The sequence below is a fragment of the Streptosporangium album genome, from assembly GCF_014203795.1.
Classification (GTDB): domain Bacteria; phylum Actinomycetota; class Actinomycetes; order Streptosporangiales; family Streptosporangiaceae; genus Streptosporangium; species Streptosporangium album.
In genome coordinates, this window is the sequence record NZ_JACHJU010000001.1 from 2,959,497 (window position 1) to 2,975,461 (window position 15,965).

General features: G+C 69.1%; 17 protein-coding genes and 1 pseudogene. 8 read left to right on the forward strand and 10 right to left on the reverse strand.

From position 1 onward, the window contains the following. Window position 1: 1 nt before the first annotated feature. A complete protein-coding gene (locus tag FHR32_RS14110; RefSeq protein ID WP_184754718.1) occupies window positions 2-739 on the reverse strand; it encodes a phosphodiesterase in 738 nt (245 codons plus the stop codon). On the opposite strand from FHR32_RS14110, the pseudogene FHR32_RS44370 reads away from it, so the two are divergent. Further along, a pseudogene (locus FHR32_RS44370) lies at window positions 738-908 on the forward strand (winged helix-turn-helix transcriptional regulator); the annotation flags it as partial. The gene FHR32_RS14110 and the pseudogene FHR32_RS44370 sit on opposite strands and share 2 nt — an antisense overlap. 80 nt (window positions 909-988) lie before the next feature. On the opposite strand, the gene FHR32_RS46675 reads toward FHR32_RS44370, so the two are convergent. After that, window positions 989-1,465, reverse strand: coding sequence for an Lrp/AsnC family transcriptional regulator (locus FHR32_RS46675; protein ID WP_312882328.1), 477 nt, complete (start codon window positions 1,463-1,465; stop codon window positions 989-991). Window positions 1,466-1,571: 106 nt separating this feature from the next. Here FHR32_RS46675 and FHR32_RS14125 point away from each other — a divergent pair, with 106 nt between their 5' ends. Beyond that, the gene (locus FHR32_RS14125) at window positions 1,572-2,471 is read left to right on the forward strand and encodes an SMP-30/gluconolactonase/LRE family protein (protein ID WP_184754719.1); all 900 of its coding nucleotides are present in this window, start codon (window positions 1,572-1,574) and stop codon (window positions 2,469-2,471) included. A gap of 95 nt (window positions 2,472-2,566) precedes the next feature. Here the strand turns inward: FHR32_RS14125 and FHR32_RS14130 are convergent, their stop codons facing one another. Together FHR32_RS14130 and FHR32_RS14135 are read right to left on the reverse strand one after the other, a co-directional pair. Then, on the reverse strand, window positions 2,567-3,301 hold the full coding sequence (locus FHR32_RS14130; protein WP_184754720.1) for an ABC transporter permease: 735 nt from the start codon (window positions 3,299-3,301) through the stop codon (window positions 2,567-2,569). Window positions 3,302-3,350: 49 nt separating this feature from the next. Next, complete coding sequence (locus tag FHR32_RS14135) at window positions 3,351-4,250, reverse strand: ABC transporter ATP-binding protein (protein ID WP_184754721.1); 900 nt, start codon at window positions 4,248-4,250, stop codon at window positions 3,351-3,353. 134 nt (window positions 4,251-4,384) lie between these two features. Here FHR32_RS14135 and FHR32_RS14140 point away from each other — a divergent pair, with 134 nt between their 5' ends. Together FHR32_RS14140 and FHR32_RS14145 are read left to right on the forward strand one after the other, a co-directional pair. Continuing rightward, entirely contained in the window at window positions 4,385-5,914 is a 1,530-nt protein-coding gene (locus FHR32_RS14140) for a sensor histidine kinase (RefSeq protein ID WP_184754722.1), read from the forward strand. Further along, window positions 5,911-6,576, forward strand: a complete 666-nt coding sequence (locus FHR32_RS14145) for a response regulator (protein WP_184754723.1) — start codon at window positions 5,911-5,913, stop codon at window positions 6,574-6,576. Before FHR32_RS14140 ends, FHR32_RS14145 begins: the two co-directional genes overlap by 4 nt. A gap of 102 nt (window positions 6,577-6,678) precedes the next feature. Here FHR32_RS14145 and FHR32_RS14150 read toward each other — a convergent pair whose 3' ends face one another. Further along, complete coding sequence (locus FHR32_RS14150; RefSeq protein WP_221465401.1) at window positions 6,679-7,161, reverse strand: MarR family winged helix-turn-helix transcriptional regulator; 483 nt, start codon at window positions 7,159-7,161, stop codon at window positions 6,679-6,681. A 98-nt stretch (window positions 7,162-7,259) separates the two neighbouring features. On the opposite strand from FHR32_RS14150, the gene FHR32_RS14155 reads away from it, so the two are divergent. From FHR32_RS14155 to dnaN, 3 genes are all read left to right on the forward strand, one after another. After that, window positions 7,260-8,705 (forward strand): MFS transporter, encoded by a 1,446-nt coding sequence (locus tag FHR32_RS14155; protein ID WP_184754724.1) that lies wholly within the window; start codon window positions 7,260-7,262, stop codon window positions 8,703-8,705. 98 nt (window positions 8,706-8,803) lie between these two features. Next, on the forward strand, window positions 8,804-9,589 hold the full coding sequence (locus FHR32_RS14160; protein WP_184754725.1) for an alpha/beta fold hydrolase: 786 nt from the start codon (window positions 8,804-8,806) through the stop codon (window positions 9,587-9,589). A 254-nt stretch (window positions 9,590-9,843) separates the two neighbouring features. After that, window positions 9,844-10,941, forward strand: coding sequence for a DNA polymerase III subunit beta (gene dnaN, locus FHR32_RS14165; RefSeq protein WP_184754726.1), 1,098 nt, complete (start codon window positions 9,844-9,846; stop codon window positions 10,939-10,941). 73 nt (window positions 10,942-11,014) lie between these two features. On the opposite strand, the gene FHR32_RS14170 is transcribed toward dnaN, so the two are convergent. From FHR32_RS14170 to upp, 5 genes are all read right to left on the reverse strand, one after another. Further along, a complete protein-coding gene (locus FHR32_RS14170; RefSeq protein ID WP_184754727.1) occupies window positions 11,015-11,704 on the reverse strand; it encodes a FadR/GntR family transcriptional regulator in 690 nt (229 codons plus the stop codon). A 108-nt stretch (window positions 11,705-11,812) separates the two neighbouring features. Beyond that, a complete protein-coding gene (locus tag FHR32_RS14175; RefSeq protein WP_184754728.1) occupies window positions 11,813-13,171 on the reverse strand; it encodes a helix-turn-helix domain-containing protein in 1,359 nt (452 codons plus the stop codon). Between the two features lie 131 nt (window positions 13,172-13,302). Beyond that, complete coding sequence (locus FHR32_RS14180; RefSeq protein ID WP_184754729.1) at window positions 13,303-13,833, reverse strand: PH domain-containing protein; 531 nt, start codon at window positions 13,831-13,833, stop codon at window positions 13,303-13,305. A 286-nt stretch (window positions 13,834-14,119) separates the two neighbouring features. After that, window positions 14,120-14,350, reverse strand: a complete 231-nt coding sequence (locus FHR32_RS14185; protein WP_184754730.1) for a hypothetical protein — start codon at window positions 14,348-14,350, stop codon at window positions 14,120-14,122. 138 nt (window positions 14,351-14,488) lie between these two features. Beyond that, a complete protein-coding gene (gene upp, locus FHR32_RS14190; RefSeq protein WP_184754731.1) occupies window positions 14,489-15,127 on the reverse strand; it encodes a uracil phosphoribosyltransferase in 639 nt (212 codons plus the stop codon). A 327-nt stretch (window positions 15,128-15,454) separates the two neighbouring features. Between upp and FHR32_RS14195 the strand changes: the two genes are divergently transcribed. Next, window positions 15,455-15,964, forward strand: coding sequence for a tRNA adenosine deaminase-associated protein (locus FHR32_RS14195; protein WP_376773315.1), 510 nt, complete (start codon window positions 15,455-15,457; stop codon window positions 15,962-15,964). Window position 15,965: the final 1 nt, after the last annotated feature.

A 15,965-nucleotide genomic window follows, 5' to 3' on the forward strand; every position in this document is an offset into this window, starting at 1 on the left:
TTCAGAGCACCGGGCGCATGTGGGTGGTGAGGCGGCCGTCCTCGAAGTGGTGCACGGCGATCTGGGGCGGGAGCTCGAAGTCACGCGGATCCGGCGAGGCGAACTCCTGGGGGAGCAACGCGGTGGAGATGACTCCCGGGGCGACGACGAGAGGCAGGCCGGCGAAGGTGGTGCTCGCCGGGGTGTGGGCGTGGCCGGCGAGCACGGCCACCACCTGGGGATGCCGCCGCAGCACCTCCTCCAGCCGTTCGGGGGAGCGCAGTCCGATCGTGTCCACGTAGGGGATGCCCAGGGCCACCGCGGGGTGGTGCATGCCCACGATGACCGGGGTGCCGGCGGACTCGGCGAGCACGGTCTCCAGCCAGGCGATCGTCTCGTCCTCCAGGATGCCCTCCGGCCGCCCGGGGATGCTGGAGTCGCACAGGGCCACGGTCAGGCCGTCGAGCCGTAGGACCTGGTTGACGGGGCCGTCGCCGTCCTGGTCGAGAAGGACCTTGCGGAAGGCCGGGCGGGCGTCGTGGTTGCCCGGGCACACCACCGTCGGATAACGGGAGGCCAGCAGCTCGCGCGCGGTCTCGTACTCCTCGACCGAACCGTGGTCGGCGATGTCCCCGGTCACGATGACGGCGTCCAGCGGGCCGGGCAGGCTCTCCAGGTGCCGCATGACGGCCCGTGTCCGCTCGATGCTGCGGGGGGAGCCGTCGATGTGGATGTCACTTACATGCGCCAGTGTCAGCATGCTCCAAGGGTGGCACGCGCCGTTCCTCCCTCCGCAAGGGTTCATCGCCGGCGTCAGCCAGAAGACGCTCACGCAGACCCTGCGCGGCCTGGAACGCGACGGCCTGGTCGCCCGTACGGTCACCCCCTCGGTGCCGGTCCGTGTCGGCTACGCCCTCACCGAGCTCGGCCGTGATCTTCAGCCGGTCATGCTGACCATCAAGGCATGGGCTGAGAGCCATATCGAGCAGGTCCGCGACGCCCGCGAGGCCTATGACGGCCGTTCCTGGTCGCGAGGGCTGTCTCCCCGGGGGTCGAGGGGGCGTTCGAAGAACGTCTCCAGCACGACCACGGTCTGGGTGCTGGTGACCCCGGGGACCTCGTGCAGGCGTCTGAGCACCGCCTGCAGGTCCTCGGGGCTGGAGGTGCGCACCTTGACCATCAGGGAGGCCGCCCCGGCGACGATGTGGGCCTCCTCGATCCAGGGCAGCGCGGCGAGCGCGGCGGCGGTCTCCTCGCCGCCCATCCACGCGCTGGCATCGAGCATCACGAAAGCCGCCACGCCCTTGCCGACCGCGGCCGGGTCGACGTCCACCGACGTCCGCCTGATCACGCCGCGCCGGCGGAGCTTGCGCACGCGCTCGTGGGTCGCTCCGCTGGACAGGCCCACGGCCTCGCCGAGCGCGGCGTAGGACTGGGTGGCGTCGGCTTGGAGCAGGGCGAGGAGCTCACGGTCGATGTTGTCCACGATGGTTCATCGTAATGCTGAATTCTAGTCGGTCAATTTCCGGCTTGACCGAATACCATCCTGTGCTCTTAAGTAATGGCAGAACGAAATTCCAAGGATGGGGACGATGGAGACGATCGAGGCGCGCTTCGAGACGCTGGACGACCGGTTCAAGGCCTGCCGGGGGGACGACCGCCTCGAGCGGCTTCACACGGGCTGCCGCTGGGCCGAGGGCCCGGTCTACTTCCCTGCGGGCCGGTTCCTGGCCTGGAGTGACATCCCCAACGACCGGATGCTCCGCTGGGACGAGATGACCGGCACCGTCGGCCCGTTCCGGCAGCCCGCCGGCTACACCAACGGCCACACCGTCGACCGCGAGGGCCGGCTGGTCTCCTGCGAACAGGGCAACCGCCGGGTCACCCGGACCGAGCACGACGGCTCCATCACGGTGATCGCCGACCGATGGGAGGGCAGGCGGCTCAACAGCCCCAACGACGTGGCGGTGAGGTCGGACGGGTCCATCTGGTTCACCGACCCGTCCTACGGCATCGACACCGACTACGAGGGCCACCGCGCGCAGAGCGAGATCGGGGCCTGCCACGTCTACCGCGTGGACCCGGTGACCGGAGAGGTGCGGATCGTGGCCGACGGCTTCGTCCGGCCCAACGGCCTGGCCTTCTCTCCCGACGAGTCCACGCTCTACATCGTCGACACCAGGGTCAACCACATCAGGGCGTTCGGAGTGAACGAGGACGGCACGCTGTCGGGTGGCGAGGTGCTCGCCACGTGCACGTCCGGCGCCTTCGACGGCATCCGGCTGGACACCGACGGACGGATCTGGGCCGCGGCCGGGGACGGCGTGCACTGTTTCGACCCCGACGGCACGCTGATCGGCAAAATCCATGTTCCCGAGACCGTGTCCAACATCTGCTTCGGCGGTCTCAAGCGCAACCAGCTGTTCATCACGGCCACGACCTCGGTCTACACCATCATGCTCACCGTGAACGGCGCCACCCGGCCCGCGTAGACCGGCGGGGCCGCCTCCGCGACCGGCGGGGGAGCCACCGTCCACCACGGAGGTACGGCCCGCACCCTCGGGCGCGGGCCGTACCGGACCGAGGCCTACTCCCACCGGAACAGCCGTGCGGCCAGCGCCCCGGCGACGAGCACGGTCACCGCCATGACCACCAGGTGCAGCGGCTGGGGCGCGTGGCCCGCCCACGTGTCGCGGAGCGCCTGGGCGAAGGGCGCCATCGGCAGGAAGTCGCCGATCTGCCGTGCCAGGTCCGGCAGGAGCTCCCGGGGGATCCACATGCCCGCCAGGAAGAGCAGCGGGAACATCAGGAGCGAGCCGATGCCGGGCGCGGCCTTGGCGTTGGGCGCCACGGCGGCGATCAGCAGGCCGAGGCCGAACATCGAGGCGCTGCCGAGCACGAACACGCCCGCGAACGCCAGGGGGTTCCCGGGCAGCGCGATGCCGAGGACGAGGTTGCCCAGGCCGACCAGCAGGGCGGTCGCGACGACCGCCACCGCGACGTTGTTCACGACCTGGGCGACCAGCAGCCGGACCGGGCCGACCGGAGTGGTGGACATCCGGCGCAGCACGCCGCTCTCCCGGTAGCCCACCAGGACGGCCGGTAGCCCGGTCAGCGCCATGGTGACCACGGACAGGATCACCATCATGCCGGGGAGCTGGGTGTCGATCACCCGCTGCCCGCCCAGCCCGGGATCCGCCTCCTGGAAGCCGGGGATGCTGCCCAGCCCCAGCAGGAGTGCCAGGGGGAGCAGGATCGCGAAGATCGGGCCGCCCGGCTCCCGCAGGAAGAGCTTCGCCTCGGTCAGGATCATCTTGTTCATCTCAGTCCTTCCATCGTGGAGGCCCCGGGCTTTGGCGCTGGGGAGGAGGTCAAGCGGAGATCTTCTTTCCGGTGAGGGCGAGGAAGGCGTCGTCGAGGGTGGCCTGCTCCACCCGGAGGTCGCCGGGGACAACCCCGGCCTCGGCCAGCGCGGTGGTGACCGCGAGCAGCAGGTTCCCGGTGCCGGTGACCTCGATCCGGCCGCCGTCGCGGCTCACCCCTTCCACCTCGGGTAGGGCGCTGAGCACGGCGTCGTCGAACGCGGCCGACGGCCGGAACCTGACGCGCTGCCGGCGGTCCACCTGGGAGATCAGACCGGACGGGCTGTCGACGGCCACCACCCGGCCGGAGTCGATCACCGCGAGCCGGTCGCAGAGCCGCTCGGCCTCCTCCATGAAGTGGGTGACCAGCACGACCGTGACCCCGTCCGCGCGGACCTGTTCGATGAGCTCCCAGGTGTCGCGACGGGCCTGCGGGTCCAGGCCGGTGGTCAGCTCGTCCAGGATCGCCACCCGGGGGTTGCCGATCAGCGCCAGCGCGATGGACAGCCGCTGCTGCTGGCCGCCGGAGAGCTTGCCGTAGGGGGCGTCCCGCTTGCCGGCGAGTCCGACCCGTTCCAGCAGCGCTCCCCAGTCGGCGGGTGCCCGGTAGAAGGAGGCGTACAGGTCCAGCGCCTCCCAGACCTTGATCTTCGCGGGCATCGCGGAGCTCTGCAGCTGGACGCCGAGCTGCTCCTTGAGCTGGATGCCGCTCAGGCCGCCGAGCACCTTCACGGTGCCGGAGTCGGGAGTGCGCAGGCCGGCGACGCACTCGACGGTGGTCGTCTTGCCCGCGCCGTTGGGGCCGAGAACGCCGAAGATCTCGCCCTCCTCGACGGTGAACGACACGTCGTCCACCACGAGCTGGTCGCGGTACCGCTTGCGGAGGTTGCTGACCTCGATCACCTTCATACCGACGACGCTAGAAATCTCGCGGGCCGTCCGTAATCCGCCTGGGCGCCCGGCAGGGGTGTGGCTACCTCCACCCCCGGACGGCGTCCAGCGCCACTGGGCGGAACGGAGGCCTATCGCCGACACTGGTGGACATGAGGCGACACGTGGTGACGATCGGCCGGGCCCTGGCCCTCGGGGGGCTGGCCCTGACGGATGTCTTCCTGATCGGGCTGATCCTGGTCACCGCCGTCCTGACCGGACTGGGGATGGTCTTCTTCTTCACCCCCGTGGTCAGACTGGTCAGGCTCCGCACGACGGTCGTCAGGAGGGTGAACGGCCGATGGCTGGGTGTCGAGACGGCGCCGTCCTATCTGCCGCCGCCGCCCCCGCCCCACCGTCAGCCGGACGGCTGGTACCGCCATGACCGCCAGCTCTACAAGACGCCGTGGTGGCCCGCCTGGAACAACCGCTGGAAGTGGATGTTCACCGACCCGGCCACCTGGCGGGACGTCCTCTGGTTGTCGCTGAACCCGATCGTCGGCGGAAGCCTCCTGCTGCTGCCCCTGGCCGGAGTCGGGTACGGCCTGGCCATGCCGTGGTACTGGGCTCCGCAGACCGCTCCCCTGGGTGTGGCCGTCGCCGTGGCGGGGGTCGCCGCGACGCCGTGGCTGCTGCGGTTCTACGGCTGGTGGAACCACCTGTGGCTCTCCCCCACCGCCAAATCCATACTGGCCGGCCGGATTCAGCGGCTCGATCAGGTCAGGCTGGAGGCGGTCGACTCCCAGGCGTCCGAGCTGCGGCGGATCGAGCGCGACCTGCACGACGGCGCCCAGGCCAGGCTCGTCGCCATGGGCATGACGCTCGGCGCGGTCGAGGAGTTGATGGACTCCGACCCGGCCGCTGCCAAGGCCCTGCTGGCCAAGGTACGCGAGGCCTCGTCCATGGCGCTCACCGAGCTGCGCGACCTGGTCAGGGGTATCCATCCGCCGGTCCTGGCCGAACGTGGCCTGGGCGACGCCGTACGCGCCCTGGCGCTGGACAGCCCGCTGAAGGTCACGGTCACCGTCGACCTGAAGGACCGCCCGGAGTCGCCCGTCGAGTCGGCGGCTTACTTCTCGATCAGTGAGCTGCTCACCAACGCGGTCCGCCACGGAGGCGCGGACCGCGTGTGGATCGACATCAGCACCCAGGGCAGGGCGCTGCGCGTCACCGTCACCGACGACGGCTCGGGCGGCGCCGATCCCGCACGGGGCAGCGGCCTGCGCGGCATCGAGCGGCGGCTGGCGGCCTTCGACGGGGTGCTCGCGCTCAGCAGCCCGCCGGCCGGTCCCACCACCGCCACGATCGACCTGCCGCACATGTCGGGCTGGGGCGCCGCCCTCCCGGAGCAGCCCCCGCTGTCCGGATGGCGGCTCGTCGTCGTCGGGCTCGGCTGGGGGCTGGGCTGGCTCCCCCTGTTCCCGCAGGGACTGGTCGCGATGGTCCTCAAGATCGTCGGATTCGAAGACAAGAGCTGGTTCCTCGCCCTCCACCTGCCCGAGCCGTGGCAGTGGCCGGTGATCATCTTCAACATCGTCCTGGGCCTCGCCATGTATGGCACGGCCCTGGCGATCCCCGCCGCACGTTCACGCAGGCAGCTGATGGCGGGAGCCGGGCCGTCCTGTCTAGGATTGGGCCGATGAGTCAACGAGTCGTCATCGCCGAGGACCTCTACCTCCTGCGGGACGGCCTGGTCCATCTGCTCCAGGCGCACGGTTTCGAGGTCGCCGCCGCCGTCGAGTCCGGGCCCGAGCTGCTGAGGGCGCTGATGGACGAGCGACCCGACGTCGCCGTGGTGGACGTACGGCTCCCGCCCACGTTCACCGACGAGGGGCTCCAGGCGGCGCTGGCCGCCCGCAGAGCCGTCCCCGGCCTGCCGGTGCTCGTGCTCTCCCAGCATGTCGAGCAGCTCTACGCCCGCGAGCTGCTGGCAGACGGCTCCGGGGCGATCGGATATCTCCTCAAGGACCGGGTGTTCAACGCCGAGCAGTTCATCGACGCGGTCCGTCGTGTCGCCGCCGGGGGCACCGCGATGGATCCCGAGGTGATCGCCAAGCTCCTGGCCAGCACCGCCCGGCACGAGCCGCTCGGCGCGCTGACCCCGCGCGAGCGCGAGGTGCTGGAGCTGATGGCCGAGGGCCGTTCCAATGCTGCGATCTCCCAGCGCCTGTTCCTCAGCGAGAGCGCGGTCGGCAAGCACACGGCCAGCATCTTCGGCAAGCTTGACCTCGCCCCGTCCGACGACGACAACCGTCGCGTTCTGGCCGTCCTGACCTACCTCAACGCCGCCCGCTCCCAGCCGTAACCGCCCACTCCGCCGGTCGGCCACGCCTCGAACGGCGGTGCCCGGGTGAGCCGCGGCCCGGCCGCGCCCCGGTGAGCCGCGGCCCGGTCGGCGGCGCCTCGGTCACTCGCGTCCGAACGGCGCCATGGCCTTGCAGCCGCCGGGGAAGTCGCGTGCCTGGGCGTGCAGATTGTCGGAGAACCGGCCGAGCAACGAGACCAGTTGGGCGCGCTCCTCGGTGGTGAACGTCTCGGAGAGCATGCGCTCGACCGCCGACGCGGAGGCGTCGGCCTCCTCCAGCACGATCCGTCCTTTCTCCGTCAGCCGGGTCTCCAGCACGTTGCGGTGCCATGGGTGCGCGGTCCGCTCGACGAGCCCCTTGTTCTCCAAATTGCCCAGGATCGTGGCCATCGTCTGCGGGGTCACCAGGCACGCACGGGCCAGCGCGGCGGCCGACATGCCCGGACTTCCGCCCAGGAAGTAGAGGGCCTGGTACTGCGGCACGGTCAGGCCGGATGGTTTGAGCACCACGTGCTTGAGCGCCATCAGCTCCTGCTCCGCCCGTTTGACGTGGCTTCCCAGTCGCTCCTCCGGAGGCATTCCCATGCACAGGATCCTACTCAATAACAGGGTTTGACTAGTTAACAGAGTTCTGTCTATTGTCAGCTCTCGTCTTTAAAGCTGAGTTCTGAGATGAGATGGCCATGACGCTCTCCCAACAGGTCGGGCACCGGCCGGGCATCACCCTGGCCGCCGTGGCGGTCGCGGGCACGATGCTGCCGATCTCCGTGATGGCCCCGGCGCTCGCCCTGTCCGCGCTCGGACGGGAGCTTTCGGCCGGGCTGGTCGGCCAGCAGTGGGTCCTGCACGGCTACAACGTCGCGTTCGCCGCGTGCATGCTTCCCGCAGGGGCGCTGGCCGACCGGTTCGGCCGCAGGCGGGTCTTCACGCTCGGCACCCTGCTGTTCGCCCTCGCCTCGCTGGTCTGCGCCGCGGCGCAGACGATCCTGGTGATGGATCTGGCCAGGGTCGTGCAGGGCGCCGCCGCGACCGGCGTGCTGACCGCGGGCAGCGCGGTCCTGGCGGCCACCTTCGAGGGGAAGTCCCGCGCCCGGGCGTTCGGTGTCCTCGGCACCGCCTTCGGCGCGGGTATCGCGTTCGGGCCGATCGTCGGCGGAGGACTGCTCGCGCTGGGCGGATGGCGTGCGGTGTTCCTGTCCAACGTCGTGGTCGGAGTGGCCGTGGTGGCCCTCGGCGTGCCGCATCTGAGGGAGTCCCGCGATCCCGGCGCCACGCGCTTCGACCGGGCCGGAGCGCTCACCTTCACCGGTGCGCTCGCCCTGTTCACCCTCGCCACCGTCGAAGGGCCGCAGCTCGGCTGGATGGACGGTGGCGTCCTCGCGATGTTCGCGGGCGCGGCCGGACTCCTGCTGATCTTCGTCAGGATCGAACTGCGGAACATCCGCCCGATGCTCGACCTGAACCTGCTGCGCGACCGCCGTTTCCTCGCGGTCATCTGGATGGTCTTCGCGATGGGCTTCGGGTTCGTCGCCCCCGGCACCTACCTGCCGCTCTATCTCCGCTCGGTCGGCGGAGCCGGCCCTCTGGAGGCCGGTCTCAGCATCGCCCCGCTGGGCCTGCCGGTGCTGCTGGCGCCGGCGGCGGCGGGAATCCTCATCCGGAGGTTCTCGCTGCGCGCGCTGCTGACCGTCAGCCTGATCCTGATCGCCACCGGGGATCTGTGGCTGGTGACGCTGACCCCGGCGGGAGGCTGGGTCCAACTCGCGGGCCCGCTGTCCGTGCTGGGCCTCGGCGTCGGACTGGCCTTCGGCCTGATCGACAACGCGGCGGTCAGCGCCGCGCCGCCCGAGCAGGCCGGGATGGCCTCCGGGGTGTTCAACACCATGCGCCTGGCCGGTGAGGCGGTGGCGGTCAGCGTCACCGGAGCCCTGCTGATCAGCCTGACCCAGTCAGGCCTGGACGGCGACCGCGACCTCGCCAACCACCTGGCCGCCGGAGACCTGGCCGGAGCCCCATCGCAGGCCGTCGGCGTCTACACCGACTCCCTGCATCTGACCCTCCTCGTGATCTCCCTGTTCACGGCCGTCTCCGCGGCCGTCTTCCTCCTTCTCCACCGCCGGTCCCGCTGACCCCGTCCGCAGGGCCGTATCGGCCCCCGGCCCCGGCCGCCTGACCGCCGGAACCTCTCGACCCCCGCAGTTTCCGATCCCCGTAAAAGGAGAAACCCATGCCTTCCGTAACAGTGGGCACCACGTCCGTCGACTACCGGGTCAGCGGCTCGGGACCCGGCCTGGTGCTCGTCCACGGCACCGGCGCCGACGCCGACGGCAACTGGGCGCCGCTCGTCGAGGCGGTCGGGCACCGCTTCACCGTGGTGGCCGTCAACCTGCCCGGTGCCGGTGAGACCGCCGACCGGGGAGAGCCGCTGACCGTCGAGAACCTCGCCGACCAGGTGGCCGCGGCGGCGGCGGACGCCGGGCTGGCGGAGTACCACGTCGTCGGCCACTCCCTCGGCGCGGTCGTCGCCACGGCCGTGGCCGCACGCCATACCCCCGCGGTCCTGTCGCTGTTCGCCCACGCGGGATGGGTCACCAGCGGCCCTCGCGAGGTCTTCCAGTTCGACTACTGGGCGCGGCTGCTCCGTACCGACTCCGAGCTGCTCGCGCGGCTGCTCCAGCTCACCGCGATGGGCCCGGCCACCGCCGCGGCGCGCGGCGTCGACGACTTCGAGGACGCCACCGCCGGGTTCGCGGCGCTGCTCGACGAGCGGATCCTGCGGCAGATCGAGCTGGACGCCCGGGTGGACATCTCCCGGATGCTCCAGGAGATCACGGCCCCGACCATGGTCCTCGCCGGCACCCACGACCTGATCGTGCCCCCGCACCACCAGCGGGAGCTGGCCGACCGCGTTGCCGGCGCGGTCTACCGCGAGGTCGACGCCGGCCACGCCCTGCCCTTCGAGAACCCGGACCTGTTCGTGGCGGCCATCACGGAATGGCTGGGCACGTTCTGACGCGGAACGCGGGCATCAGGTCGGCGCGGCGACGCCTCCGGCGGCCAGGCCGGTGCCCGCGGACGGCGACGGCCATATCGGTCAACACATTCCTAACAACCTGATAGGCCGTTACCGCATTGAAGGCGGCTCTGTCCGGATGAAGTCAATACGAGGGGCACGCTGTCACTGTTCTGTCGGTCATACCGGCTACCGTTCTGATGACGTACGGCTCCCGCACATGGTGATGCCGTTCAGGACGGAGGGATGATCAGGTGAAGTTCCAGGTTAACCGTGATGTCCTGGCCGACGCGGTGGCCTGGGTCGCCCGGGTGCTGCCGAACCGTCCGGCCATTCCCGTGCTCTCCGGCCTGCTTCTGGAGGCCGGAGACGACCTCGTGCTGTCGGCCTTCGACTACGACGTCTCCGCTCGGGCCTCGGTCGAGGCGGAGGTGGCGGAGCCTGGCCGGGTGCTGATTCCGGGCCGGATCCTCGCGGAGATCACCCGGAGCCTGCCCACCCAGCCGGTGGAGATCGCTATCAGCGGCTCGGAGGCGGTGCTGACCTGTGGCAGCGCGGAGTTCGGCCTGTTCACCATGCCCGTGGAAGACTTTCCGACCCTGCCGGTAATGCCCCCGAAGATCGGCGCGGTCGGCGGCGGGATCTTCGCGAGCGCGGTCGGCCAGGTGGCGGCCGCGGCCAGCCGCGACGAGACGCTCCCCATGCTGACCGGCGTCCGGGTCGACGTCTCCGGCGAGTCCGTGACCATGGCCGCCACCGACCGTTACCGGATCGCGGCCAGGGAGTTCGACTGGCGTCCCGAGCAGCCCGAGGTCACGGCCGCGGCCATGGTGCCCGCCCGCGTGCTCGTGGAGGTGGCCAAGTCGTTGCGCGGCGGCGAGGTGTCGATGGCGCTGGGCGACGGTGTCGCGGGCTTCGAGAGCGTCGGCCGGAGCACCACGGTCCGCCTGCTCGACGAGCAGTTCATCGACTACCGCTCACGGCTGACCGACGACTGGCCGATCCGGGCAGACCTGCGGGTGGCCCCGTTCATCGAAGCGATCAACCGCGTCAAGCTGGTCGCCGAGCGCAACACCGCGATCCGGCTGTCGTTCAGCCAGGGCCAGGTGCTCATCCAGGCGGGCGGCGGCGACATCGGGCGCGGTGCCGAATCCCTGGAAGCCGAGCTGTCCGGTGACAGCATCCAGATCGCCTTCCAGTCCCAGTTCCTGCTGGACGGCCTGACCGGGATCGACACCGAATACGTCCGGCTCAACATGCAGTCTCCGAGCCGTCCGGCTCTCATCACCGAGGTTCCCGGCGACGCCGACCCCGCCTTCCGTTATCTGGTGATGTCTTTGCGCCTCAGTTGAGAGATCGCATGAGAGAAGGGCTCCACCCCGCCGGCAGGGGTGGAGCCCTTCTCTCATGCGGAAGAGAGCGGAGTCAGGAGGAGAGTTCCTGGACCTCGGTCAGGGCGATCAGGATGTGCTCCATGCACGCGTGGCCGGCGCGTTCGGCGGCGGACACGTCGCCGGCGGCGATGGCGCGAGCGATGGCTTCGTGGGGGATGTAGGTGCTGTTGAGCGAGGTGCCCGCAGCGGTGATGCTGGCCCGCAGGGCGGCCGAGAAGTCCTCGTAGAGGTCGATCAGCACCAGATTGTGGGTGGCCTGGACAACCGCGACGTGGAAGGCGAGGTCGGCCTCGACGAACGCATTGGGTTCGCCGATCTCCCAGGCCCGCTCCCGTTCGGCCAGGGCGGCCTCGATCCGGGCGATGTCGGCATCACTCCGCCTCGTCGCGGCCAGGCGGGCAGCCTCCACCTCCAGCGCGCGCCGTACTTCCAGGATCTCCAACTGCTCGGCGGCGCGCAGCCGCCGCAGCATGGCTCCCGACAGCTCGCTCGTGGCGCGGACGTAGGTGCCATCGCCCTGGCGGCATTCCAGCAGGCCGGCGTGGGTGAGGGCCCTCACCGCCTCACGTACGGTGTTGCGTCCGACTCCGAGCTGTTCGGCCAGCACGGTCTCAGTGGGAATCTTCGCGTGCATCTGCCAGGAGTTCGAAGTGATCTGCTCTTTGAGCTGATCGATCACCTGGTCGACGAGGGATGCTCGCTGCGCCGTACGCAGACTCACAGTCCGCCTCCTCCGGGGAAACCAATCATCCTATGAGTCAATGACTGGTCGACCCTAATTATTCCGGAGGCAGAAAAACAAATCAGAAGCCCCGGAAGAGCGGAAACTTTACCGAACCAACGCCGAATCGACCGTCATGCCTACCATCGCACTCCGCACTCCAGCCGCTTCAAGCGCCTTACGGTATGCGCTCACCTGATCTTCGCTCACGCCGGCCTGGCCGTAGAGATCGCCGAGCCGGCGCCAGACCCGCGCGGCCTCCCGGTCGGGGCCGGAGACCCCGGGCCTCGTGCTGTCGAGCAGCTCGCGGGCGCTGTGCAGGATCGTCACGACGTCGCCCCCGCCCGTGCTGAGAGCGACCTGGGCAAGGACCAGCCGCGCGGTGGCAGCTGTGATGCCGAGCCGGTCGTCCAGCGTCGTAAGGGCGGAATCGGCCAGCTCGGCCGCGCCCTTCGGATCGCCGTCTCTGAGCTGGATGGAGGCGAGCACAACCAGGCTCCTGGCGTGGTCGTCCACTCTGTCAGGGAACGTGCCAAAGACCTCGCGCGCGGCGGTCGCGAACTCGCGGGCCTCGTCGAGCGGCTCCGTGCCGGAAGAGGCGGTGAGCCGGGACCAGTTCATCGCTATACGGGCGAGTTGGAAGGCGAGCCGGGCCGGCCGGCCTGCCGCGATCGCATCATCGGCCAAGCGGACGGCCAGCGCCGAATCCTCGCCTTCGGCGGCGGTGACGCTCGCCTCCCAGAGGGAACGGATCTCGTCGACGCGGTTGACCACCGCCGGGACGCCGTGGGCCGACAGGACATGCCGGACGTAGGTCAGGCCGGGAGAGCGCGGACCCCGGGTGGGCTCGGTCTCCATCAGGGAGGCGGCCAGATCCACGGCGATCTCGCCGTCGTTCAGAGCCAGCCGGTTCACCTGACTGAGGGCGGCATTCGCCAGGTCACGGGCACGCAGGGTGTCTCCGGCGTGCTGGTAACAGCGGCTCAGGGCCACGGCCAGGGGCAGATCGGCAAGCCGCTCGGGATGGCTGGCCGCCTCACGGCGGAGCCGCTCGAACGCCTCCACCGCCGGGCCGATCTTGCCCTGGGCCTCCAGCGCGCGAGCCCGGCCGAACCGCGCGTGCGCGGCGAGCATGGCGTTTTCCTCGCCGGCGACTTTGACGATCTCACCGAACCGCTCGGCGGCGGCACACGGGTCGCCGTGCTGCAGCTCAAGCTCCGCGTGGCGCAGACCCAGCTCGGTGTCGATGCGCTGGCGGGGCTCGATCCCGTGCAGCAGGAACTCGGTGGTGCACCCCAGCCGTTCGGCGAGAAGGCGCGCGACCACGGGAGTCGGCGTGCGTTTACCCGACTCGATGAGGGAGACGTAACTGTCGGAAAGGTCAGGCCCAGCCAGCTGGGCCTGAGACATGCGCCTACTCAGCCGCAGTCCACGGACGCGGTCACCGATGGTTCCCTGACTCGGCATCTGATCTCTCAGGGCGGGGGATGGTCAATGTTCCCGCCATGATTGCATGAAGCAGTCGAATCGGGTAACCCCACGTGAAAAATCCGTAGCGGACTCTTCCCTACCGCTCCGAAATAAAGGACGCGAGGGAACTAATCATCCGAGTCGTTTCCTCCGGGGAACAGCATCTGGCAGACCTCGAGGTAAAGGGTCTCCGGATAGGGGATGTAGTTGACCCTTGACAGGGCCTGGTCCTGACCAGCTGATTCCAGGACGAATTCGCCATATCCCAGCATGCGACCGAGCAATGAGCGCTGGAAGCTCATGTCGGTCACCTTGCCGAGGGGCATCATGTCGACCTTGCGGGTGACCAGCCCCGTGGTGAGCAACATCCGCTTCGAGGTGACGACGAAGTAGTCGACCGACCACTCCGCCACCTTCCACACGAAGCGGATCAGCAGGAGAAGCCATGCCCACCAGACGACGACGAGCGCACCGCCGCCGCCTTGGTCACCGAACCACTTGCTCAGCAGCCCGGCGAGGATCAGGCCGCCCAGCACTTCGGCGACCGGACGGAGCAGCACGGCTGGGTGACGCCGCACCATGATGACCTGGTGTTCGTGGGGGAGTAGGTAGCGGTTGACCGACGAGGGAGCTGAGTCCCCGTGGGTCACCAGCCTCATGACAGATGGGAAACGAATGAGGCCAGGGAATTGGCCGCTGTGTACACCGTGTCCATGGCGCCCTTCACTGCGTTCGCGGCGTCACCTGGTCGTGTGAACAGGAAAAACGCTACGAAGGCGGCACCGCCATACGTGAGAACTTTCTTGACTTGCACTGCGGCCTCCTACTACCACTGACCCACTGCACCCGCCGTATACATTACCCACGCCATGGGCGAGGTAAAGCGCATCAGCCGATTACAGTCTCGAGCGTCCCGAGGGCCTGCTCCGGCCGATGTGACTTCCATCACCCGCGCTCACCCGCGACCAGCGCGAGGACCTCAAGGTGTTTGCGGGCGATCCGCTCGACCAGCCCGGGATGGGCGTGGCCGGTGACCTCCAGCGCGCCGTAGTGCGCCGCCTCTATGCAGCGGGTCACCGTGGTCGCCGGATGGACGTCGGAGAACTCATCTCGCAACGCGGCGCTGACGTCCTTGTAGCGGTCGGGCTCCGTGGCCGGGATGATTCGCTCGCTCATGTTTCTCCCTGGTGTGCGCCCGCGGTCTCCGTGGGCCGGGGACACAGAAGAGATGTCTTCGTTACTATCAGTACCCAGACAAGCACAGTCTGTAACAAAGAAACAGCGAAACGCCTCTACCTTTGGGAGGAAGATTCCTCAGACGACGCCGTAAAGGCGGTCTCCGGCGTCGCCGAGCCCTGGAACGATGTAACCCTGCTCGTTCAGCCGCTCATCCAGAGCCGCCGTCACCAGGCGGATCGGCTTCGAGGTGCCGGCGAAGACCTCGTCCATGTGGGCGATGCCCTCGGGGGCGGCCAGCAGGCACAGCGCGGTCACGTCGTCGGCGCCCCGATCGAAGAGGAACTCGATCGCCGCGGCAAGGGTGCCGCCGGTGGCCAGCATCGGGTCGACCACATAGACCTGCCGGCCCGACAGGTCGTCCGGAAGCCTGGTGGCGTAGGTCTCCGCCTTCAGCGTGGACTCGTTGCGGATCATTCCCAGGAAACCGACCTCGGCCGTCGGCAGCAGCCGGGTCATGCCGTCCAGCATGCCCAGGCCCGCGCGGAGGATGGGCACCACCAACGGGTACGGCTGAGCCAGCCGTACGCCTTGTGCGGCGGCGACGGGAGTCTGCACCGTCACCTCGGTCGTGCGGACCTGACGGGTCGCCTCGTAGGCGAGCAGCGTCACCAACTCGTCGGCGAGGCGGCGAAAGGTGGGTGAATCGGTGTTCACATCCCGCAGCACGGTCAGTTTATGGGCCACCAGGGGGTGGTCGACGACCAGGGTTTCCATGGACGCCAACGCTATCTTGGATGACTGCTCAGGCGATAACAGACCGTACGCACGTGACATGGCCCGCTCACGCGATTTGATCACAATCATACGTACGTCCTGCGGGAAGCCGTGGCAGTATAGGCGTCGTTGATAAGTGTCAAGGCGGCAGGGCTTGTCGTCTCAGGGCGTGGAGGCCTCCAGCCGTTGGCGGGTCGGTGAAGCGTCAACCACCTCGTACAGCTGTGCGCGGCCCGTGAGGGTGACGCGACGGCGGCACGGGGAATCCCGGTCCCCAAGGAGCGGGAGGAGGTCAAATCCGTAGAGAACACATCGGTGGGGATGACCATGGCAGACCAAGACCCGCTGGACTTCGCCATCGTGGTCTACCGTGAGGACGACGCCTGGGAAGCGGAGACGCTTCCGGTGGCGCTCACCTCGGATCTCGACGGCCTGATTCACGCTCTGCGCCAGCAGCCGAGCATGAGCGGCACGATTGGCCTGGTCGCCGTGGGGGATGAGTTCTTCGTGGCGTTACGGGTGTTCGGTGAGCGGGTGGAGGTCTTCCTCTCCGACATCGCCGCGTCCTGGGACTTCCCGCTCGCGCAGCAGGCGCTGGAATACCTCGACGTGCCGGTCCCCGATGAGGACGAACTGGAGGCGATCCTCCAGGACGAGGACACGGTGCTCCCGGCCGGGGATCTGTCGATCTTCGCTGATCTGGGACTCGACGAGATGGAGCTGGGCATCCTCTCCGGCGACATCGATCTGCTCCCCGAGGACGTGCTGTCCAGCATCGCCGCGCGGCTGGGATTCTCCGAGCCGTTCGAACGCGCCATCGACTCGGTGTTCGGCTGAC

What these genes read in the sequence shown, in the direction of transcription:
- upp (WP_184754731.1), bottom strand. Translation starts at nt 15,127, where the DNA reads ATGGAAACCCTGGTCGTCGACCACCCCCTGGTGGCCCATAAACTGACC.
- FHR32_RS14160 (WP_184754725.1), top strand. Translation starts at nt 8,804, where the DNA reads ATGCCTTCCGTAACAGTGGGCACCACGTCCGTCGACTACCGGGTCAGC.
- FHR32_RS14130 (WP_184754720.1), bottom strand. Translation starts at nt 3,301, where the DNA reads ATGAACAAGATGATCCTGACCGAGGCGAAGCTCTTCCTGCGGGAGCCG.
- FHR32_RS14175 (WP_184754728.1), bottom strand. Translation starts at nt 13,171, where the DNA reads ATGCCGAGTCAGGGAACCATCGGTGACCGCGTCCGTGGACTGCGGCTG.
- FHR32_RS14150 (WP_221465401.1), bottom strand. Translation starts at nt 7,161, where the DNA reads ATGGGAATGCCTCCGGAGGAGCGACTGGGAAGCCACGTCAAACGGGCG.
- FHR32_RS14155 (WP_184754724.1), top strand. Translation starts at nt 7,260, where the DNA reads ATGACGCTCTCCCAACAGGTCGGGCACCGGCCGGGCATCACCCTGGCC.
- FHR32_RS14180 (WP_184754729.1), bottom strand. Translation starts at nt 13,833, where the DNA reads ATGAGGCTGGTGACCCACGGGGACTCAGCTCCCTCGTCGGTCAACCGC.
- FHR32_RS14140 (WP_184754722.1), top strand. Translation starts at nt 4,385, where the DNA reads ATGAGGCGACACGTGGTGACGATCGGCCGGGCCCTGGCCCTCGGGGGG.
- FHR32_RS14145 (WP_184754723.1), top strand. Translation starts at nt 5,911, where the DNA reads ATGAGTCAACGAGTCGTCATCGCCGAGGACCTCTACCTCCTGCGGGAC.
- FHR32_RS14110 (WP_184754718.1), bottom strand. Translation starts at nt 739, where the DNA reads ATGCTGACACTGGCGCATGTAAGTGACATCCACATCGACGGCTCCCCC.
- FHR32_RS14135 (WP_184754721.1), bottom strand. Translation starts at nt 4,250, where the DNA reads ATGAAGGTGATCGAGGTCAGCAACCTCCGCAAGCGGTACCGCGACCAG.
- FHR32_RS14125 (WP_184754719.1), top strand. Translation starts at nt 1,572, where the DNA reads ATGGAGACGATCGAGGCGCGCTTCGAGACGCTGGACGACCGGTTCAAG.
- FHR32_RS14195 (WP_376773315.1), top strand. Translation starts at nt 15,455, where the DNA reads ATGGCAGACCAAGACCCGCTGGACTTCGCCATCGTGGTCTACCGTGAG.
- FHR32_RS14185 (WP_184754730.1), bottom strand. Translation starts at nt 14,350, where the DNA reads ATGAGCGAGCGAATCATCCCGGCCACGGAGCCCGACCGCTACAAGGAC.